Below are 19,505 nucleotides of genomic sequence, written 5' to 3'. Positions count from 1 at the left end.
AAGGGGCACCCGCGGCCATGGCCAAGCAGAACGTGGCGGAACAGTTCGTCGACATCCTCGTCCGCGCCGGAGTCGAGCGCCTCTACGGCGTCGTCGGCGACAGCCTGAACCCCGTCGTGGACGCCGTGCGCCGCAACTCCGGCATCGACTGGGTGCACGTCCGGCACGAGGAGACCGCCGCCTTCGCGGCCGGCGCCGAGGCGCAGATCACCGGGAAGTTGACCGCCTGCGCGGGGTCCTGCGGCCCCGGCAACCTCCACCTCGTCAACGGCCTCTACGACGCCCACCGCTCCATGGCCCCCGTGCTCGCCCTCGCCTCCCACATCCCCTCCAGTGAGATCGGCCTCGGCTACTTCCAGGAGACGCACCCGGACCGGCTGTTCCGCGAGTGCAGTCACTACAGCGAGCTGATCTCCAGCCCGAAGCAGATGCCCCGCCTCCTGCAGACCGCCATCCAGCACGCGATCGGCCGCTCCGGCGTCAGTGTGGTCTCCCTCCCCGGCGACATCGCCGACCAGCCCGCCCCCGCCAAGCCGGTCGAGACCGCCCTGGTCACCACCCGGCCCACGGTCCGCCCGGGTGACGAGGAGATCGACAAGCTGGTCCGGATGGTCGACGCGGCCGACAAGGTCACGCTGTTCTGCGGCAGCGGCACGGCGGGCGCGCACGCCGAGGTCATGCGGTTCGCGGAGAAGGTGAAGTCCCCGGTCGGGCACGCGCTGCGGGGGAAGGAATGGATCCAGTACGACAACCCCTACGACGTCGGCATGAGTGGCCTCCTCGGCTACGGCGCCGCCTACGAGGCCACCCACGAATGCGATCTGCTGATCCTGCTGGGCACGGATTTCCCGTACAACGCCTTCCTGCCCGACGACGTCAAGATCGCCCAGGTGGACGTCCGGCCCGAAGTCCTCGGCCGCCGTTCCAAGCTGGACCTCGCCGTGTGGGGCGACGTACGCGAGACCCTGCGCTGTCTGATCCCCCGGGTGCGGACCAAGGAGAACCGGCGCTTCCTCGACAAGATGCTGAAGAAGCACGCGGACTCGCTGGAGGGCGTCGTCAAGGCGTACACCAGGAAGGTCGAGAAGCACGTCCCGATCCATCCCGAGTACGTCGCCGCGGTCCTGGACGAACTCGCCGACGACAACGCGGTGTTCACGGTCGACACCGGGATGTGCAATGTCTGGGCCGCCCGTTACCTCACCCCCAACGGCCGCCGCCGGGTCATCGGCTCCTTCTCCCACGGCTCGATGGCGAACGCGCTGCCCATGGCGATCGGCGCCCAGTTCACCGACCGCCGCCGCCAGGTCGTGTCGATGTCGGGGGACGGCGGATTCGCCATGCTGATGGGTGACTTCCTCACGCTGGTGCAGTACGACCTGCCGGTGAAGGTGGTCCTCTTCAACAACTCCTCGCTCGGGATGGTGGAGTTGGAGATGCTGGTCGCCGGTCTGCCGTCGTACGGCACCTCCAACAAGAACCCCGACTTCGCCGCCGTGGCCCGGGCCTGCGGTGCCTACGGGGTACGCGTGGAGAAGCCCAAGCAGCTAGCCGGAGCCCTGAAGGACGCCTTCAGGCACAAGGGCCCCGCGCTCGTCGACATCGTCACCGACCCCAACGCCCTGTCCATCCCGCCGAAGATCAGCACCGAGATGGTCACCGGCTTCGCCCTCTCCGCCTCGAAGATCGTCCTCGACGGCGGGGTGGGCCGCATGCTCCAGATGGCCCGCTCCAACCTCCGCAACGTCCCCAGGCCCTAGGAGTACGGCGTCCAGGCGCGCGTCGAGGTGTCGTAGCCGTACCGGGGCAGGCCCTTGATGCTCGTCGTGCGCAGGGGGCGGCCCTCGTCGTCGATGCGGACGGTGCCCTCGCGGCCCTGCGAGGACCAGTCCAGTTCGAGCCACCACCGGCAGTCGCAGCCCCCGGTGCGGGCCGTGACGAGCAGGACCTCCGGGTCCTCCGCGGAGACCCGGTAGGGCAGGCGCATGGCCGGGATCACCGTGCCCGAGTCGTTGCCGGCCACCGGGCGGGCGATCGGGCGGTCCTGGTCCAGGTCCACGTCGAAGTGGCGTGGGGTCACGGCTCCGCCGCACCCCTGGTCCATGGCGTAGGCGCTGCCCTCGACGGGCGCCGCTCGGCCGACCACCCGGACCCGCAGGGCCTCCAGGACGACGGCCGTGGACGACCGCCCCTGCACCGAGATCCGCACCATCGTCTCCCGCCCGTGCACCGCGCCCTCGGCTCCGGCCCAGGTCCGGGCGTCCTGCGCGGGCGGAGGCGGCGGCACCTGCGCGGGCGGTCTGTTGATGACGTAGTCGTGCCCGCAGCCCTGCGACCAGACGTGCGAGTCGGCGCTCCAGGTGAGGGGTACTGCGGCGGGGTCCGGCGCGGGTGTCGTGGCCGGGGTGCTCTCCTTGGGGGCGGGCTGGGAGGGCTTCGCCTTCTTCGTCGGGGACGGCCCGGTGGGCGTGGGGGACGGGGAGGCGGCGGAGGGGCCGCCGGTCGTGCCAGGAGCGGCGGGTGCGGTCGTACGGGGGAGGCCCGCGCCCGGAGTCCGGTCGGCGGCCTTGTCGCCCCGGTCCGTGTCCAGGGCGGTGACGGTGCCGAGTGTGGCGAGCAGCACCGAGGCGACGGCGGCGGCGACCGTGACGCGCCGACGGCGGTACCAGGGAGGGTGGGGTGGGGTGGGTTGCTCTTCCTGTCCCTGTTCTTCCTGTTCCAGTTCTTCCTGTTCCCGCTCCGCTTCCGGTGTCGAGTCGTCGGGTTCCCGCGGCCGCTCCTCCGACTCCGCTGCCGTCACCCCTCGCGGCCGCTGTCGGGCCGCCACCGCCAGGAGCCAGCGGCGGTGCAACTCCATGCGTTCCTCCGCCGAGGCTCCGCACAGGGCGGCGAAGCGTTCCACCGGGGCGAAGTCCTGGGGGACCGCGTCACCGGCGCAGTAGCGGTGCAGCGTGGAGGTGTTCATGCCCAGCCGACGGGCCAGTGAGCCGTAACTGCGATCGGTCCGCTCCTTCAACTGCCGGAGCAGTGCGGCGAACTCCTCGACCTCGTCCTGTCCCGACACCCTTCCCCCGTGTTCTCCCGCCCGGGACGGCATCCCAGGCACCCCATGTACCTGCACGTCAGACGGCCTGGGATGGTTCCATCCCGAGCGATGCGGCGTCCCCTGTTGCGCCCTGGTCCTGTGACCGCTGATGCTCTTGGTGTCGCACCGACGACCGCCGGCCCGACCAGCCGACGGCGCGGTGACGACGACGTACAGCCAGTCACGCCCAACCCACTGACTCTTACTCGAACCACGGGGGATCACCCATGTCCAAGCACACCCGAGCGGCCGCGGTCGTCGCACTCGCCGTCGCAGGTCTCGCCGGCGCCGCTCTCACCGTACCGGCCGGCGCCGCGACCGGAGCGGCGAGCGCGCCCCGCTTCCTGTCCGCCTCCGAACTCCCGCAGCACCCCTCGTACACCTGGACCGCGGGACGGGTCACCGACGGCGTCCCGGACGAGATGCGGTTCTGCCTGGAGGAGGCGCTGCTCGCCTACGACTCCCGGTACCGGCCGTTCCACACCGACCTGGACACCAGCGCCCGGCAGCTGACCATCGTCGTCGGCACCGCCGCCAAGGCCAAGGCGCTAGCGAGCAGCCTGAACAAGGAGATCAAGTCCTGCGCCGGGCGGATCGAGGCCGCGGACCCGGAAGTCGAGGCGGTGTACAAGTCCTACGGCTCGCTGCCCGTCGAGGAGGGTGCCCGGGTCCACGGACTGCACACCGAGACCTCCTGGGGCGCCAACGACATCCGGCTGCTCTCCGTCGGCCGGGACGGCAGGACCGTGACGGTCGTGGACTGGTCGCAGATGGGCGACTTCGGGGACGCACCGGTGACCGCTTTCAAGAAGACCACCACCAAGGCGGTCAACAAGCTGTACTGACCGCCGGCCCGCTGGGGGGACACCGGGGCCGCCCTCTCGCCACGGGGGTCGGGAGGGCGGCTCCGCGCACCCGCCCCCAGCGGCCCGCGCCATCCGGTCCGGCGCGGCCCCCGCACACCCCGTCCCAGCGCTCGGATACGGCCGGATCGGCAGACAGGGATGGGCAGTTCGGCCGATGGCCCTTGGTCAGCCCGGGCAGCCGCCTCCTCACCTGCCGGGGGGACCCCGTCCGCATCCGGGTCGGCCGCCGTGCGCCCACCAGGGGTGTTCTCCGGGGTGGATCCGTGCGTGACGCCCCGCCGTCCCCTTCCGACGTCTTGGGGTCGACCCCGGCGCGGTCTCCTCGTGGCCGAACGCCTGGTCGTTGACGATTCGACATGACTGCCACGTGCTCTGACGGGCATGGATCCCGTGAACGTGTTCGAGCAGGAGGGGAACGTCATCGGCACGCGGGCGGGGGTCATGAAGAGGCAGGCACGAGGGGGCGGTCCCATCGCGATCGGGGCCTTCTCGACGGACACGGCGGAGGACACGGCGGACGGGGGCGCACAACCGGCGCCGCCGTGCCGGCTCAGGCGCAGACTCGGACGCGCGGATCTCAGGGCGGTGCCCGAGGCACGCCGGGAACTGAGGGCGCTCCTGCGGCACTGGGGTCGGCCCGGACGATCGGAGATAGCGGAGCTTCTGACCAGCGAACTCGTCACCAACGCGATCGTCCACACCGACCACGACGCGGTGCTGACCGCCACCGTGGGGCCGGAGGGACTCCGGGTGGAGGTGCGGGACTTCGTGGCCCGCAGGCCCACGGTGCGCGTACCGGACGCCGACGACGGTACGCACGGCAGGGGCCTGGTGCTGGTGCAGTCCCTCGCGGACGCGTGGGGCGTACAGCCGCACGGGGTGGGCAAGGCGGTGTGGTTCGAGCTCGGCGCGGAGGCCGCGTGAGCGACGGGCCGGAAGCAGGCAAAAGCACGGGGAGGGGGTACGGCGAATTCACCGTACCCCCTCCCCGTGGTTCACCTGAGGTGAGCGATTTTCAGCCGAACTGCTGCTCCAGGTCCTTGAGTTTGCGCTCCAGCGAGTCCAGGCGCGGCAGGGCCATGGTGTCGTCCTCCGCGGTGAGGTCGACGGTCATCCCCTCAGAACCTTTGCGGGCGGGCTGAAGTGAGGGCCGCGTACGGACGGGCAGCTGTTCCGGCGCGGATATGGCAGGCTCCGCGGTGACCAGCTCGGAGCCCCGCTCCACGGCCTGCACCTCCACCTGCCGACCGCCGCCGCGGCCGACGAAGCCGCGGTGGCCGCGACTGATGGCCTTCAGCTGGGCACGCTCCACGCGCTGCGCCTCGCGGCGCCGCATGCGCTGCTCGTCCTTCTTGAGCTTGTCCTCGCGCACCTCCTCGACGGCCTCGTCCAGGCTGCGCACGTTCTCCAGGAGCATCAGGGACCAGGCCCGGTAGGTCTCCCGGGGCGCCCGCAGCCAGCGGACGATGCGGATCTGCGGCAGCGGCCTCGGCACCAGACCCTGCTCGCGCAGGGCGGCCCGGCGGGTCTGCTTCAGCGCCCGGTCGAAGAGCACCGCCGCGGACAGGGACATGCCGGCGAAGAAGTGGGGGGCACCGTCGTGACCCATGCCCCTCGGGGCGTGCACCCAGTTGAACCAGGCCGCGGCGAAGGCGAACGTCCACACGAGTATCCGGGAGCCGAGAGCCGCGTCACCGTGGCTCGCCTCGCGCACCGCGAGGACGGAGCAGAACATCGCGGCCCCGTCCAGGCCGAACGGGACCAGGTACTGCCAGCCGTTGGTGAGGCCGAGGTTCTGCTCGCCGAATCCGACCAGTCCGTGGAAGGAGAGCGCCGCCGCCACCGCGGCACAGCAGAACAGGAGCACATAGGAGACGGTGCCGTATATGGCCTCCTTGCGCCTGCGGCGCTCCTCGCTGCGCTCCCACGAGTCCTCGGCACCCGTGTCCTTCCCCGAGGAGCGCTTTCCGCGCGCGAGCACCGCCACCGCCGCCAGCGTGCCCAGGAGCAGTACGGCGCCCGGAAGCAGCCAGTTCAGCGATATGTCGGTCAGTCTCATCTGGGGTCCCTTGCATTGGGATAGGGCGTAACGCCCGCCATAGTGGCCCAATCCCACCGGCCCTCAGGGGGTTTCGGGGCAAGAGGCCGCCAAGGAAGTGCAAGGGGATGCCCAGGGCGGCGTTCTGCTCGAACTGCCGCGTGAGGGGCGGGAGTTGAGTTCGAATAAGACTACCCGTACGGGTGGTTCCACGGAAAGTTCCTGCGACGAGTGAGGAAGTTGTGAAACGCCGGTAACCATGCGGGCGGTCCTCGGGAGTTGATCTTAAGGGAGTCCGCGGGGGACTCGTGCCCGACAGGGCGTCAACCGGCCGCCGCCAGAAGCTTGGTGACGCGGTCGGCGTCCTGGGTGCGCGGACAGGTGCCGCAGGTGTCCTCGGGGCGCAGGGTGTAGTACATGCAGCAGCTCACCCGGTCCCGGGTGGTCAGCGCCTCGCCGTTCGGGCCGGTCAGTACACGGAAGGCCGCTGAGCCGGCGTAGGGCTTGGTGGAGCCCGGCAGCAGCAGCTCCAGCTCGCGCATCGCGCGCTCCTCCTCGTCGAGGAGCTGGCCGATGTACCACAGGCTCTCGACGGTCTCGTCGGTCGCCATGCCCCACAGGGCGCGACCACGGCGGCGCATCCGGGGGCCGAAGGCGGCGAGCACCGGCTCCAGGTGCTCGGCGACCGCCTCGCGGACCGCGGCGCGCAGGGCCTCCTCGTCGGGGACCACCCGGGCGCCGGGGAGGTCCGCCGCCGGGTCGCCGGGGAGGCAGGCGAAGCCTGCGGTCGGGCGGACCGCCATGCGACCCAGGGGGAGGCCTTCGGCGTGCCGGTCGTAGGAGACATGCGTCACGGGCAGGCGCGGGACGCGGCGGTGCAGGAACCAGGGAACGGTGACCAGGAGGACGGCGGGCCAGGCGTAGCGGTGCAGGCCGAAGCTGGCGGTGACGTCCGGGCGGGCCGGCTGCTCGTAGTCACGCAGGATCTGGGCGTCGTCCCAGGCCAGGAAGGCGTCCAGGGCGGCGCCGCCCGCGGCGAGCTCGGCGGCGCTGACCCAGCCGGGGGTGGAGGGGGTGGGGTCCGCGGCGATCAGTTCGGTCACCGCGAGTGACGGGAGGACTTCGGTGAGCCGTGCGTACGCGTCCGTCGTGGCCGAACGGGGTGCAGGCATCCGGGGCTCCCGATGGAGTTCGATTTCAGGTAAGGCTTACCTTACCCAAGATCGCGGAGATGTGAACTGACGGCCGGTGCGCTTATCGTGCTTGACGGGCGGGTGACAACCCGCCGTAATGACCCCAAGTACCGATACGTCCGGAGGAGGAGCCCGTGAACCAGGGCGCGCAGGGCTCCAGCGAGGCGCGGGCCACCGAGCGGGCGGGAGTTCCGCAGGTCCGGGGCGAGGCCAGGGTGCCGGTGCAGCCCGGGGCGGCGGACCGGGACGAGGTCCGGGGCGAGCACACCCACAGCGAGCCGCCGATTCCGCGTCCCCGGGCGGCGGTTCAGAGGTCCTCGGTGCGCGGCCAGATCCTGGCCGCGCTGCGCACCGCGCTGGTGGCCGGTGAGTTGACGCCCGGCGAGGTGTACTCGGCCCCCGCCCTCGGCGAGCGCTTCGGTGTCTCCGCGACCCCGGTCCGCGAGGCCATGCAGCAGCTGGCCCTCGAGGGCGCGGTGGAGGTCGTGCCCAACCGGGGCTTCCGGGTGGTCGAGCGCGGCGTCCGCGAGCTGGCGGAACTGGCCGAGGTGCGGGCGCTGATCGAGGTCCCGGTGATGCTGCGCCTGGCGCGCACGGTCCCGTCGGAGCGCTGGGCCGACCTGCGCCCGCTCGCGGAGGCGACGGTACGGGCGGCCGCGAGCGGCTGCCGGGCGACGTACGCCGAATCGGACCGGGCCTTCCACACCGCGATCCTCGCCCTCTCCGGCAACGGGCAACTGGTCCACATCGCCGAGGACCTGCACCGCCGCTCCCAGTGGCCCCTGGTGGGCCCGCACCCCACCCGGGGTCGCGCCGAGCTGCTCGCCGACGCGGCCGAGCACACGGCGCTCCTGGACGCCCTGATCGCCCGGGACCTGGATGTGGTGCGCGCCCTGGTCGGGGAGCACTTCGCGGGGGCGTCGTAGGACAGCCGCCCTGGATCCAAGGCGGCCGCCCTACGCCCGACGCGGCCGCCCTTCGTCCGACGCGGCCGCCTCACGCGGTCGCCGCTCCCGGGGTCGGCGGCCCTTGGGCAAGGTGGGTGGCGAGCCAGGTCGGGACGCCGCCCAGGAGGCGGAACAGACGGCGGGCCTCCTCTCGGAGCCGGGAGGCCTCGGGTTCTGTCTCCGTGTCCGCCAGGGAGGCCAGCGCGGGTGCCGTGCCCACCAGGTAGCCCAACTCCTCCCGGATCCGCAGGGATTCCGCGAAGCCGTGCCGGGCCTCCGCCAACTCGCCGTCCCGCAGGGCCAGTCCCGCGAGGTGGCGCCAGGTGAAGGACAGCAGCAGCGGGTCCGTGTGCGCCGTGGCCGCCGCGTGGGCCCTGCGGTAGGCCGCCCGCGCCGCCTGCGGGGAGCGCGCCAGGTTCTCCGCCAGCAGGCCCCGCCGGAAGTCCAGCAGAGCCCGGCCCGGCGCGCCCGGCGGGATCAGGGCCGCCGCCCTGCCCAGCGCCGCCCTCGCCTCGTCCGCGCGGTCCCGGACCGCGTGGAGCGTGGCCGCGTAGGCAAGTTGCCCGCGTTCACAAGCGGCCGCCCCCCGCTCCTCGTCGGTGTGCGCCGCCGCCTCCGCCGTTCGCAGCGCGTCCTCCGCGTCCTGCCAGCCCTGCTCGGTGTACAGACACCGTTCCACCAGCAGCGCTGCCCGCTGGAGCGAGGCGGCCGGTGTGTCGGGGCGTAGGAGGGCCGCCGCGTCGGCCCAGCACGCGCGTGAGCGCAGCCGCCATACCGCGGTCTGGAGTGGATCGTCACCGGCGGTCGTTCCGTTACCAGACATGGCGGTATGCGCCACGTTGCCCTCCCCGAGCACGCCTTTGAGCTTTGAGTGGTGGGCGCATTTCAGCATCTGCGGCCCACGCAGGCCAAGGGGGTAGGTGAAGGATTTCACAAAGTCGTGGGACAGCGGAGCCGGACTCGAGCCGCCCGTCCGGCCTCAGCTCATCCGCAACGCGAGGAAGAAGTCGAGCTTGTCCTCGAGCCGGGACAGGTCCCTGCTCGTCAACTGCTCGATTCGCCCCACCCGGTAGCGCAGGGTGTTGACGTGCAGGTGCAGCCGGGTCGCACAGCGCGTCCAGGAGCCGTCGCAGTCCAGGAACGCCTCCAGGGTCGGGATCAACTCGGCCCGGTGGCGGCGGTCGTAGTCACGCAGCGGGTCCAACAGACGGGCGGTGAAGGCCCGTCGTACGTCGTCCGGGACGAAGGGGAGCAGCAGTACGTGCGAGGCCAGTTCCTGGTGGCCCGCCGCGCACACGCGGCCGGTGCGCGCCCCCGCCACGCGCCGGGCGTGCCGGGCCTCCTCCAGCGCCCCGCGCAACCCCTCCGCCGAGTGCACCGCCGCGCTGACGCCGAGCGTGACCCGGCCGTCGTCGTCCAGGCCCGCTGACAGCGGGTCCCGGACCGACTCCAGCAGCGCGTCCGCCATGATCCCCGTCTCGGAGCCGTCGTGCTCGGCGGAGACCGCGGGGAGCGGCACCAGCGCGATCGCCTCGTCGCCGGTGTGGGCCACCGCGATCCGGTCCGAGGGCTCCGGGCCGGTGGCCAGCGGGTCGACCAGGATCTCCTCCAGCAGCGACTGGGCCACCGGGCCGCCTTCCACCTCGCCGCCGTCCCACTCGACGCGGGCCACCACGACCTGCCAGTGCGGGGCCGCGCCGAGGCCGGGGAGCAGGACCGGGGCGGCCACCCGCAGTCGGGCGGCGATCTCGGCGGGCGCGGCTCCGGTCTGGACGAGCTCCAGCACCTCCTGCGCGAGCCGGCGGCGGACCGTGCGGGCCGCGTCCCTGCGGTCCCGTTCCACCGCGATCAGCTGGGTGACGCCCTGGAGCAGGTCGAGGCGCTCCTCCGGCCAGTCCCCGGCGTCCGCCTCCACGGCGAGCAGCCAGTCCGACAGGACCGTCTCGCGGACGTCCCGGGAGGCCTGCGGGGAGCGGCCGGTGCTGCGGATCGGGAAGAGCGAGTACGGCGTCGAGCCGAGCGTGATCCGGTGCGGACCGCGTCGGCCGGTGCGGGCGGCGGCCAGGTGCTCGGCGGCGAGCTTGGCGCACATGTCGGCCGGCAGCAGCGGCTTGTCGGCCTTCGAACCGGCGATCAGCCGGCCGGTGGGGGAGAGCACCCACGCCCGCAGGTCCAGGTCGGTGCCCAGGAGGTCCAGGACGACGTCCGGGCCGCCCCCGGCCGGCCCTGAGGTCATCATCCGGCGGTGGCGGTCCACGACCGCCGCGAGGTCCCCGGCGCGCTCGCCCGAGACCTGCCGTACCACGTGCTCGGTGATCGTCGCGAAGGCCACCGACTCGTGCACGGCGAACAGCGGGAGACGGTGCCGGGCGCAGGCCGTGACCAGGTCCTCGGGGACGTCGCCCAGCTCCGCCTCGCCGGCGGCGAGGGCGGCCACCCCGGCCTGCGCCAGGATCCGTACGAACGGTTCGGCGTCCGCGGAGTCGCGGCGCCAGGCGAGGCCCGTGAGGACGAGCTCACCGCCCGACAGGTAGCGGCTGGGGTCCCTCAGGTCCGTGGTCATGACGCCACGGACCGTGCGGTCCAGTTCCTCTTCGCCGCCGAGCAGCTTGAGGCCCAGCGCGTCCGTGTCCAGCAGTGCGCGCAGCCGCATTCTCGTCGCCGCCGTTCTTTGTCTCGAAATCTACGATGGATCCGGGTGGAAGTTGAGGTCTCGGGCCCGTCCGGCGGGCCGGTGGGCGACGCTCGCCGCCCGTGGGGGTCACGTTTCGGCTGTGTCCCAGGTCACGTGGCGTGCGTCGCACGTTTCCACAGGAAAACCAAGAGGTTACTGATGACCTCCGTTCATACGAATCTACAAGATGACCGGGCTGGCCAGCCAACTCCTTCATGGTTTCCGTGACTGACCCCGGTGGAGTACGGCGCTGTGTACTGACCTCACTCCGCGTTAACAGCACATGAACGAGCCGGACCCGCCGCACACGACCTGGCTCAATCCGTACGACTCACGAGACGAAGAAGAGAGCCGGTCATGGACTTCCTTCGCCCCGCCAGCTGGGAGGAGGCGCTCGCCGCGAAGGCAGAGCACCCCACCGCTGTGCCGATTGCGGGTGGCACCGATGTGATGGTCGAGATCAACTTCGACCACCGCCGGCCCGAGTACCTCCTCGACCTCAACCGCATCGGCGATCTCTACGAGTGGGAGGTCGGCGAGGAGAGCGTACGGCTCGGCGCCTCCGTCCCCTACACGAGCATCATGGAGAACCTCCGCGCCGAGCTGCCGGGTCTCGCCCTCGCCTCGCACACGGTCGCCTCCCCGCAGATCCGTAACCGCGGCGGCGTCGGCGGCAACCTCGGCACCGCCTCCCCGGCCGGCGACGCCCACCCCGCCCTCCTCGCGGCAGGCGCGGAGGTCGAGGTCGAGTCGGTGCGCGGGTCCCGCCGTATCCCCATCGACGAGTTCTACACCGGCGTGAAGCGCAACGCGCTGGCGCCCGACGAGCTGATCCGCGCCGTGCACATCGCCAAGGCGGACGGGCCCCAGCAGTACTCGAAGGTGGGAACCCGCAACGCCATGGTCATCGCGGTGTGCGCCTTCGGGCTCGCGCTGCACCCCGAGACGCGGACCGTGCGCACCGGCATCGGCTCGGCCGCCCCCACCCCCGTGCGGGCCAAGGCCGCCGAGGAGTTCCTGAACGCGGCGCTCGAGGAGGGCGGCTTCTGGGACAACGGCAAGATCATCACCCCGTCGGTCGCCAAGCAGTTCGCGGACCTGTGCTCCGCCGCCTGCAACCCGATCGACGACGTCCGGGGCACGGCGAGCTACCGCCGACACGCGGTCGGCATCATGGCCCGCCGCACGCTGACCTGGACCTGGGAGTCCTACCGCGGCACCGCCGCCCACACGGAGGGAGTCGCCTGATGCGCGTCAACTTCACTGTCAACGGACGTCCGCAGGAAGCCGACGACGTCTGGGAGGGCGAGAGCCTTCTGTACGTGCTGCGTGAGCGGATGGGCCTGCCCGGCTCCAAGAACGCCTGCGAGCAGGGCGAGTGCGGCTCCTGCACCGTGCGGCTCGACGGGGTGCCGGTGTGTTCCTGTCTGGTCGCCGCGGGCCAGGTCGAGGGCCGCGAGGTCGTGACCGTCGAAGGGCTCGCCGACTACGCCAAGCAGCGTGCCGAGGGCGGCTGCGCCACCGGGGCCTGCGGCGGCGGCTCGGTCGACGAGGCCAAGTCGTGGACGGCCAAGGGCCAGGACTCGCAGACCGGCGAGGGCACCGAACTCTCCCCGATCCAGCAGGCGTTCATCGACGCCGGCGCCGTCCAGTGCGGCTTCTGCACCCCGGGTCTGCTGGTCGCCGCCGACGAGATGCTGGAGCGCAACCCCAACCCGAGCGACGCGGACATCCGCGAGGCGCTCTCGGGCAACCTGTGCCGCTGCACCGGCTACGAGAAGATCATGGACGCGGTCCGCCTGGCGGCCGCCCGGCAGGGAGAGGCGGTCTGACGATGCCCACCAACGGCGCTCCCACGAAGATCACCCAGGGTTCCCAGACCAAGGGCGGCATCGGTGAGTCCACCCTGCGCCCGGACGGCACCCTCAAGGTCACCGGCGAGTTCGCGTACTCGTCCGACATGTGGCACGAGGACATGCTCTGGGGCCAGATCCTCCGCTCCCCGCTCGCGCACGCGGAGATCGTGTCCATCGACACGAGCGAGGCGCTCGCCACGGCCGGCGTCTACGCGGTCATGACGTACGACGACCTGCCGACCGAGGTGAAGAACTACGGTCTGGAGATCCAGGACACCCCGGTCCTCGCGCACGGCAAGGTACGGCACCACGGTGAGCCGGTGGCCATCGTCGCCGCCGACCACCCGGAGACCGCGCGCCGCGCCGCCGCCAAGATCAAGGTCGAGTACCGCGAGCTGCCCGTCATCACCGACGAGGCCTCCGCGACCGCGCCGGGCGCGCTCCTGATCCACGAGGGCCGCGACGACCACCACTCCGGTCACGTCCCGCACCCCAACATCGTGCACCGCCAGCCGATCATCCGCGGCAACGCCGACGAGGCCGCGAAGCGCGCCGACGTCATCGTCAAGGGCGAGTACACCTTCGGCATGCAGGACCAGGCCTTCCTCGGCCCGGAGTCCGGCCTCGCCGTGCCGGAGGAGGACGGCGGCGTCCACCTGTACATCGCCACCCAGTGGCTCCACTCCGACCTCCGTCAGATCGCGCCCGTCCTCGGCCTGCCCGAGGAGAAGGTGCGGATGACGCTGGCCGGTGTCGGCGGCGCGTTCGGCGGTCGCGAGGACCTGTCGATGCAGATCCACGCCTGTCTGCTGGCGATGCGCACCGGCAAGCCGGTGAAGATCGTCTACAACCGCTTCGAGTCGTTCTTCGGGCACGTCCACCGCCACCCGGCGAAGCTCTCCTACGAGCACGGCGCCACCAAGGACGGCAAGCTCACCCACATGAAGTGCCGGATCGTCCTCGACGGCGGCGCCTACGCGTCGGCCTCCCCGGCGGTCGTCGGCAACGCCTCCTCCCTGTCGGTCGGTCCGTACGTGATCGACGACGTGGACATCGAGGCCGTCGCCCTCTACACCAACAACCCGCCCTGCGGCGCGATGCGCGGCTTCGGCGCGGTCCAGGCGTGCTTCGCCTACGAGGCGCAGATGGACAAGCTGGCGAAGAAGCTGGGCATGGACCCGGTGGAGTTCCGGCAGCTGAACGCCATGGAGCAGGGGACCATCATGCCGACCGGGCAGCCGGTGGACTCCCCGGCTCCGGTCGCCGAACTCCTGCGCCGCGTCAAGGCGATGCCGCTGCCGCCGGAGCGGCAGTGGGAGTCCAGCGAGGGCGCCGACGTACGGCAGCTGCCGGGCGGTCTGTCCAACACCACGCACGGTGAAGGCGTCGTGCGGGGCGTGGGCTACGCGGTCGGCATCAAGAACGTCGGCTTCTCCGAGGGCTTCGACGACTACTCCACCGCCAAGGTGCGCATGGAGGTCATCAACGGCGAGCCCGTCGCCACCGTGCACACCGCGATGGCGGAGGTCGGCCAGGGCGGTGTCACCGTCCACGCGCAGATCGCCCGCACCGAGCTGGGCGTCACCCAGGTGACGATCCACCCGGCCGACACCCAGGTGGGCTCGGCGGGTTCGACCTCGGCCTCCCGGCAGACCTACGTCACCGGCGGCGCGGTCAAGAACTCCTGCGAGCTGGTCCGCGAGAAGGTCCTGGAGATCGGGCGCCGCAAGTTCGGCTCCTACCACCCGGCCTGGGCGACCGCCGAACTCCTGCTGGAGGGCGGCAAGGTCGTCACCGACGGCGGCGAAGTCCTCGGTGACCTGGTGGACGTGCTGGAGGGCGAGTCGGTCGAGGTCGAGGCCGAGTGGCGGCACCGGCCGACCGAGGCCTTCGACCTGCGCACCGGCCAGGGCAACGGCCATGTCCAGTACTCCTTCGCCGCGCACCGCGCGGTCGTCGAGGTGGACACCGAGCTGGGCCTGGTCAAGGTCATCGAGCTGGCCTGCGCCCAGGACGTCGGCAAGGCGCTCAACCCGCTGTCCGTCCTCGGGCAGATCCAGGGCGGCACCCTGCAGGGCATGGGCATCGCGGTCATGGAGGAGATCGTCGTCGATCCCAAGACCGCGAAGGTGCGCAACCCGTCCTTCACGGACTATCTCCTCCCCACGATCCTCGACACGCCGATCATCCCGGTCGACGTGCTCGAACTCGCCGACGACCACGCCCCGTACGGGCTGCGCGGCATCGGCGAGGCTCCGACGCTCTCCTCGACTCCGGCCGTCCTCGCGGCGATCCGGAACGCGACCGGGCTGGAGCTCAACAGGACGCCGGTACGGCCGGAGCACCTCACCGGTACGGCGAGTCAGTAACCGCAAGTCCCTCCGGGCGGCGCCGGGAACGTCACACTTCGCCGCGCCGCCCGGAGTATCACCCCAGATCGTTCGTCTCGGGCCGTCCCCCGGGTCGTGCGGCCGAAGCACCTTCCCAAATCCCGTAGCCGCACCGGCGGTCCCCATACGGGTGTCCCTATGAACCTTGGGAGCAGGCCCACATGACCCAGCAGTCACTGGAGCCGACGACCACTGCCGAAGACGCGGGCGAAGGCACCCGCCTCCCCGCCGGCAGGTCGTGGCTCGACCGTTACTTCCACATATCCCACAGAGGATCGACCGTCGCACGCGAAGTGCGCGGCGGCATCACCACCTTCATGGCGATGGCGTACATCCTTCTGCTCAACCCCCTGATCCTGTCCGGCAAGGACGCGGCGGGGGACGCGCTCGCCCAGAAGGCGCTGATCACCGCGACCGCGTTCGCGGCGGCCTTCACCACGCTGCTGATGGGCTTCTTCGGCAAGGTGCCGCTCGCCCTCGCCGCCGGCCTCTCCGTCTCCGGCGTCCTCGCCTCGCAGGTCGCCCCGCAGATGACCTGGCCGCAGGCCATGGGCATGTGCGTGATGTACGGCGTCGTCATCATGCTGCTGGTCGTCACCGGCCTACGCGAGATGATCATGAACGCCATCCCGCTCGCGCTCAAGCACGCGATCACCATGGGCATCGGCCTGTTCGTCGCGATCATCGGCCTCAACAAGGCCGGGTTCGTCCAGCAGGGCGAAGCCACCCCGCTCACCCTCGGTCCCACCGGTGAACTCGCCGGCTGGCCGGTCCTGTTGTTCGCCGCGACCCTGCTGGCGATCTTCATGCTCCAGGCGCGCAACATCCCGGGCGCGATCCTGATCGGCATCGTCGGCGGCACGCTGGCCGCCGTGATCCTCAACGCCGCCGGGGTCATCGACCCCAAGCAGTGGGCCAGCGGCGCCCCCGAGCTGCACGGCAGCGCGGTGTCGATGCCCGACTTCTCGATCTTCGGCAACGTCGAGTTCGGCGGCTGGGGCGAGGTCGGCGCGATGACGGTCGGCATGATCGTGTTCACGCTGGTGCTCGCCGGGTTCTTCGACGCGATGGCCACCATCATCGGCGTCGGCACCGAGGCCAAACTGGCCGACGACAAGGGCCGGATGCCGGGCCTGTCCAAGGCGCTGTTCATCGACGGCGCGGGCGGTGCGATCGGCGGCGTCTCCGGCGCCTCGGGCCAGACGGTCTTCGTCGAGTCCGCCACCGGCGTCGGCGAGGGGGCCCGTACGGGTCTCGCCTCCGTCGTCACCGGCCTGTTCTTCGCGGCCTGTCTGTTCTTCACGCCGATCACGGCGATCGTGCCCGGCGAGGTCGCGGCCGCGGCCCTGGTGGTCATCGGCGCCATGATGATGATGAACGCCCGGCACGTGGACTGGGCCGACCGCGCCACGGCGATCCCGGTCTTCCTGACCGTCGTGATCATGCCGTTCACGTACCAGATCACCGCGGGTGTCGCCGCCGGTGTCATCTCCTACGTGGCCATCAAGACCGCTCAGGGCAAGGTCCGGGAGATCGGGGCGTTCATGTGGGCGCTGACGGCGATCTTCCTGGTGTTCTTCGCCCTCAACCCGATCGAGAGCTGGCTCGGCGTCCACTAGGACCCCGCCGGGCGCCCTCCACCCAACCGCTGTAAGGAGACCGAGAGATGCTGGACATCGCCGAAGAGCTGCACCGGTGGGTCGAGCAGGGGCGTGACTTCGCCGTGGCGACCGTGGTCGCGGTCGGCGGCAGCGCCCCTCGCCAGCCCGGCGCCGCGCTCGCGGTGGACGCCGACGGCACGGCGATCGGCTCGGTCTCCGGCGGCTGTGTGGAGGGCGCGGTCTACGACCTGTGCCGGCAGGCGCTGGAGGACGGCGAGACCGTCCTGGAGCGCTTCGGCTACAGCGACGAGGACGCCTTCGCGGTCGGACTGACCTGCGGCGGCATCATCGACATCCTGGTCACGCCGGTACGGTCCACCGACGCCGTCCGCCCGTTGCTCGCGTCCGCGCTGCGGGCGGCCACGAACGGGGAGACGGCGGCGGTGGCACGCATCGTGTCCGGGCCCGCGGAACTGCTGGGCCGGGCCATGCTCGTCCGGCCCGACGGTTCCCACGACGGGGGCTTCGGCGCCCATCCCGAGCTGGACCGCACGGTCGCCGCCGAGGCCGGTGCCTGTCTCGACGCCGGCCGCACCGGCACCCTGGAGATCGGAGAGCAGGGCTCTCGCTGCGGAGCACCGCTCACGGTGCTGGTGGAGTCCTCGGTGCCGCCGCCCCGGATGATCGTCTTCGGTGCCATCGACTTCGCGTCCGCACTTGTGCGGATCGGCAAGTTCCTGGGCTACCGGGTGACGGTGTGCGACGCCCGCCCCGTCTTCGCGACCAAGGCCCGCTTCCCGGAGGCCGACGAGATCGTCGTCGAGTGGCCGCACCAGTACCTGGAGCGCACCCAGGTCGACGCGCGCACGGTCCTCTGCGTCCTCACCCACGACGCCAAGTTCGACGTACCCCTGCTGCGGCTCGCCCTGCGGCTTCCGGTCGCCTACATCGGTGCGATGGGCTCGCGCCGCACCCACCTCGAGCGCAACGACCGGCTGCGCGAGGTCGGCGTCACCGAGCTGGAACTGGCCCGGCTGCGCTCCCCGATCGGCCTGGACCTCGGCGCCCGTACGCCCGAGGAGACGGCCCTGTCGATCGCCTCCGAGATCGTGGCGAACCGGCGCGGCGGCAGCGGGGTCTCACTGACCGGCGCCCACACGCCCATCCATCACGACGCCACCTCGGCACCGGCGGGGCGCATCGGCTCGGTGGCCTGACCGGCCGGCCGCCGCACCGGGGGCTGGTCCGGCCAGGCGAAGGCGTAGTCGACGGCGCCGCCCCGGATCAGCCGTACGTGACGCAGCAGTTCGCGTGCGATGCCCGCGTTGCCCATCGCCCAGCCGGTCTCCGGCTCCAGGTCGCCGGGCGTGGCCCGGTGCTCCACGTTCGACCAGCGGGCGCCCCGCGCGTCCCGGACGGCGCGCGCGGCGAGGTCGGCGACCAGGACCCCGGCGAAGTCCGGGGTCTCCTCCTGTTCGGCCATCCGGTCCCCGGCCAGCGCGAGGACGCCCGCGGTGCCGCAGCAGCGGCCGTTGTTGTCCCAGAACCCCGGGCCCAGCCGCGCGGGCAGCCCGGAACCGGTGACGGTGTGCCAGCAGCGGTCGGCCAGTGCCGACCAGGCGGAGTCGTCGCAGGCGTCCCGCAGCAGCCGGAAGACCTGCGCGTCACCGGCCGGGCCGTGGCACCAGCCGTAGTTGTAGCGGGCGGTGCGCTCGCCGCCGTACCGCGGGTCGGAGTGCGGGACCAGGAAGCCCTCGGGGCCTGCCTCGTCCCGGGAGACGACGTCCGCGGCGCCCGCCAGCGCCAGTTCGGTCAGGTCGGCGCGACCGGCCGCGGAGCCGATCACGGCCAGCGCCGGGACGATCCCGAGGGTGCCGTGCGAGATGTGGTGCATCCGCCCCGACACACCGGGCCTGTGGGCCCACCGCACCCCGGCCCCGGTCCGCTCCGCCGCGTCGAGGTACGGCTCCACGGCCCGTACGGCGAACTCCGGGTCCCCGAGCGCCAGCGCCCCGAGGCCGATCCCGGCGTTGCCGCCCATCAGCTCGAACAGCTCGCCCCAGCGCGTCCCGTCGAAGCGGTCCCGCACCAGCGCCATGGCCCGGTCCGCGGCGGCGCCGGCGGCCTCGTCGCCCAGGTCGGTGTGGATCGCGCGCAGGGCGAGCGCCATGCCGGTGAGGCCGAAGTACAGGGAGCTGTCCTCGGTGTTCTCGACGGCGGCGGCGAGGCCCCGGGCGGCGCGCACCGCGGTGTCGGCGTAGCGGTCGTCGCCGAAGTGCCGCCAGGCCTCCAGCAGCGCCGGGACGATCCCGGCGGTGCCGTTGTAGAACATCGCCTCGGGCTCCGGGTCCGACGGCCGCTCGGGCCAGCCGAGTCCACCGTCCGCGACCTCCCGCGCCTGTGCGAGCAGCCAGCGCAGCGCGTCCGCCGCCAACTCCTCGACCTCGTCAACTGCCGGTCCCGCGGCTGGAATTGAGATCATACGGCCCAGTCTGACAGGCCGCCGCCAACCGCCGCGCGGCAGGCCGGTCCGGGCGGTGGCCGCGGCTTTCACGGGCGCTGTGTTGGCAGGCCGGTTCGAGAGGTGGGTGCGGCTTTCACGGGCGTGCGTTGGTGGGCCGGTTCGAGTGGTGGGTGCGTCTTTCACGACCGCCGCGCGGTGGGCCGGTCCGGGCGGTGGCTGAGGCTTTCACGGGCGTGTGTTGGTAGGCCGGCCCGAGCCGGTGGCTGCGGCTCTTACGGCCGCCGCGCGGTGGGCTGGTCCGAGTGGTGGCTGCGGCTCTTACGGCCGCCGCGCGGTGGGCTGGTCCGGGCGGTGGGTGCGGCTTTCACGGGCGCGTGTTGGTAGGCCGGCC

15 protein-coding genes are annotated in these 19,505 nt (G+C 72.0%); 9 read left to right on the top strand and 6 right to left on the bottom strand.

Annotation, left to right across the window (positions count from 1 at the left end; all coding sequences use genetic code 11):
* The first annotated feature begins 17 nt into the window (after window positions 1–17).
* Window positions 18–1,760, top strand: coding sequence for a pyruvate dehydrogenase (locus ACWDRW_RS28335; protein WP_451727364.1), 1,743 nt, complete (start codon window positions 18–20; stop codon window positions 1,758–1,760).
* Here the strand turns inward: ACWDRW_RS28335 and ACWDRW_RS28330 are convergent.
* Window positions 1,757–3,097, bottom strand: coding sequence for a helix-turn-helix domain-containing protein (locus ACWDRW_RS28330; protein ID WP_451727361.1), 1,341 nt, complete (start codon window positions 3,095–3,097; stop codon window positions 1,757–1,759). The genes ACWDRW_RS28335 and ACWDRW_RS28330 overlap by 4 nt on opposite strands.
* Before the next feature lie 215 nt (window positions 3,098–3,312).
* Here ACWDRW_RS28330 and ACWDRW_RS28325 point away from each other — a divergent pair, with 215 nt between their 5' ends.
* Together ACWDRW_RS28325 and ACWDRW_RS28320 are read left to right on the top strand one after the other, a co-directional pair.
* On the top strand, window positions 3,313–3,930 hold the full coding sequence (locus tag ACWDRW_RS28325) for a hypothetical protein (protein ID WP_451727358.1): 618 nt from the start codon (window positions 3,313–3,315) through the stop codon (window positions 3,928–3,930).
* A 492-nt stretch (window positions 3,931–4,422) separates the two neighbouring features.
* Window positions 4,423–4,875, top strand: a complete 453-nt coding sequence (locus tag ACWDRW_RS28320) for an ATP-binding protein (protein ID WP_451727529.1) — start codon at window positions 4,423–4,425, stop codon at window positions 4,873–4,875.
* Window positions 4,876–4,966: 91 nt separating this feature from the next.
* On the opposite strand, the gene ACWDRW_RS28315 is transcribed toward ACWDRW_RS28320, so the two are convergent.
* Both ACWDRW_RS28315 and ACWDRW_RS28310 read right to left on the bottom strand, forming a co-directional pair.
* Window positions 4,967–6,010, bottom strand: coding sequence for a DUF2637 domain-containing protein (locus tag ACWDRW_RS28315; RefSeq protein WP_451727355.1), 1,044 nt, complete (start codon window positions 6,008–6,010; stop codon window positions 4,967–4,969).
* 302 nt (window positions 6,011–6,312) lie between these two features.
* A complete protein-coding gene (locus ACWDRW_RS28310; protein WP_451727353.1) occupies window positions 6,313–7,161 on the bottom strand; it encodes a (2Fe-2S)-binding protein in 849 nt (282 codons plus the stop codon).
* Window positions 7,162–7,316: 155 nt separating this feature from the next.
* Here ACWDRW_RS28310 and ACWDRW_RS28305 point away from each other — a divergent pair, with 155 nt between their 5' ends.
* Complete coding sequence (locus ACWDRW_RS28305) at window positions 7,317–8,108, top strand: GntR family transcriptional regulator (RefSeq protein ID WP_451727350.1); 792 nt, start codon at window positions 7,317–7,319, stop codon at window positions 8,106–8,108.
* A gap of 70 nt (window positions 8,109–8,178) precedes the next feature.
* On the opposite strand, the gene ACWDRW_RS28300 is transcribed toward ACWDRW_RS28305, so the two are convergent.
* Window positions 8,179–8,952 (bottom strand): hypothetical protein, encoded by a 774-nt coding sequence (locus tag ACWDRW_RS28300; RefSeq protein ID WP_451727348.1) that lies wholly within the window; start codon window positions 8,950–8,952, stop codon window positions 8,179–8,181.
* 156 nt (window positions 8,953–9,108) lie between these two features.
* A complete protein-coding gene (locus ACWDRW_RS28295; protein WP_451727345.1) occupies window positions 9,109–10,782 on the bottom strand; it encodes a PucR family transcriptional regulator in 1,674 nt (557 codons plus the stop codon).
* A 378-nt stretch (window positions 10,783–11,160) separates the two neighbouring features.
* Between ACWDRW_RS28295 and ACWDRW_RS28290 the strand changes: the two genes are divergently transcribed.
* The 5 genes from ACWDRW_RS28290 to ACWDRW_RS28270 all read left to right on the top strand — a co-directional run bounded on the left by ACWDRW_RS28290 (window position 11,161) and on the right by ACWDRW_RS28270 (window position 17,867).
* A complete protein-coding gene (locus ACWDRW_RS28290) occupies window positions 11,161–12,051 on the top strand; it encodes an FAD binding domain-containing protein (RefSeq protein WP_451727342.1) in 891 nt (296 codons plus the stop codon).
* Entirely contained in the window at window positions 12,051–12,635 is a 585-nt protein-coding gene (locus ACWDRW_RS28285; protein WP_451727339.1) for a (2Fe-2S)-binding protein, read from the top strand. The genes ACWDRW_RS28290 and ACWDRW_RS28285 overlap by 1 nt, the downstream gene beginning before the upstream one ends.
* 2 nt (window positions 12,636–12,637) lie before the next feature.
* Window positions 12,638–15,028, top strand: a complete 2,391-nt coding sequence (locus ACWDRW_RS28280) for a xanthine dehydrogenase family protein molybdopterin-binding subunit (RefSeq protein ID WP_451727336.1) — start codon at window positions 12,638–12,640, stop codon at window positions 15,026–15,028.
* Between the two features lie 182 nt (window positions 15,029–15,210).
* Complete coding sequence (locus ACWDRW_RS28275) at window positions 15,211–16,668, top strand: NCS2 family permease (RefSeq protein ID WP_451727333.1); 1,458 nt, start codon at window positions 15,211–15,213, stop codon at window positions 16,666–16,668.
* A gap of 47 nt (window positions 16,669–16,715) precedes the next feature.
* Window positions 16,716–17,867 (top strand): XdhC family protein, encoded by a 1,152-nt coding sequence (locus ACWDRW_RS28270; RefSeq protein ID WP_451727330.1) that lies wholly within the window; start codon window positions 16,716–16,718, stop codon window positions 17,865–17,867.
* Here ACWDRW_RS28270 and ACWDRW_RS28265 read toward each other — a convergent pair.
* Window positions 17,819–19,132: a lanthionine synthetase LanC family protein gene (locus tag ACWDRW_RS28265; RefSeq protein ID WP_451727328.1), complete on the bottom strand. Its 1,314-nt coding sequence runs from the start codon at window positions 19,130–19,132 to the stop codon at window positions 17,819–17,821. The genes ACWDRW_RS28270 and ACWDRW_RS28265 overlap by 49 nt on opposite strands.
* Window positions 19,133–19,505: the final 373 nt, after the last annotated feature.

The sequence above is a fragment of the Streptomyces sp. NPDC003635 genome, from assembly GCF_053587635.1.
The sequence above is the reverse complement of the archived record's forward strand: the minus strand, read 5'-3'. Positions and strand labels throughout refer to the sequence as shown.

Coding starts and splice junctions, on each gene's coding strand:
- ACWDRW_RS28335 (WP_451727364.1), top strand. CDS start 18: ATGGCCAAGCAGAACGTGGCGGAACAGTTCGTCGACATCCTCGTCCGC.
- ACWDRW_RS28330 (WP_451727361.1), bottom strand. CDS start 3,097: ATGCCGTCCCGGGCGGGAGAACACGGGGGAAGGGTGTCGGGACAGGAC.
- ACWDRW_RS28325 (WP_451727358.1), top strand. CDS start 3,313: ATGTCCAAGCACACCCGAGCGGCCGCGGTCGTCGCACTCGCCGTCGCA.
- ACWDRW_RS28315 (WP_451727355.1), bottom strand. CDS start 6,010: ATGAGACTGACCGACATATCGCTGAACTGGCTGCTTCCGGGCGCCGTA.
- ACWDRW_RS28310 (WP_451727353.1), bottom strand. CDS start 7,161: ATGCCTGCACCCCGTTCGGCCACGACGGACGCGTACGCACGGCTCACC.
- ACWDRW_RS28300 (WP_451727348.1), bottom strand. CDS start 8,952: ATGTCTGGTAACGGAACGACCGCCGGTGACGATCCACTCCAGACCGCG.
- ACWDRW_RS28295 (WP_451727345.1), bottom strand. CDS start 10,782: ATGCGGCTGCGCGCACTGCTGGACACGGACGCGCTGGGCCTCAAGCTG.
- ACWDRW_RS28290 (WP_451727342.1), top strand. CDS start 11,161: ATGGACTTCCTTCGCCCCGCCAGCTGGGAGGAGGCGCTCGCCGCGAAG.
- ACWDRW_RS28285 (WP_451727339.1), top strand. CDS start 12,051: ATGCGCGTCAACTTCACTGTCAACGGACGTCCGCAGGAAGCCGACGAC.
- ACWDRW_RS28280 (WP_451727336.1), top strand. CDS start 12,638: ATGCCCACCAACGGCGCTCCCACGAAGATCACCCAGGGTTCCCAGACC.
- ACWDRW_RS28275 (WP_451727333.1), top strand. CDS start 15,211: ATGACCCAGCAGTCACTGGAGCCGACGACCACTGCCGAAGACGCGGGC.
- ACWDRW_RS28270 (WP_451727330.1), top strand. CDS start 16,716: ATGCTGGACATCGCCGAAGAGCTGCACCGGTGGGTCGAGCAGGGGCGT.
- ACWDRW_RS28265 (WP_451727328.1), bottom strand. CDS start 19,132: ATGATCTCAATTCCAGCCGCGGGACCGGCAGTTGACGAGGTCGAGGAG.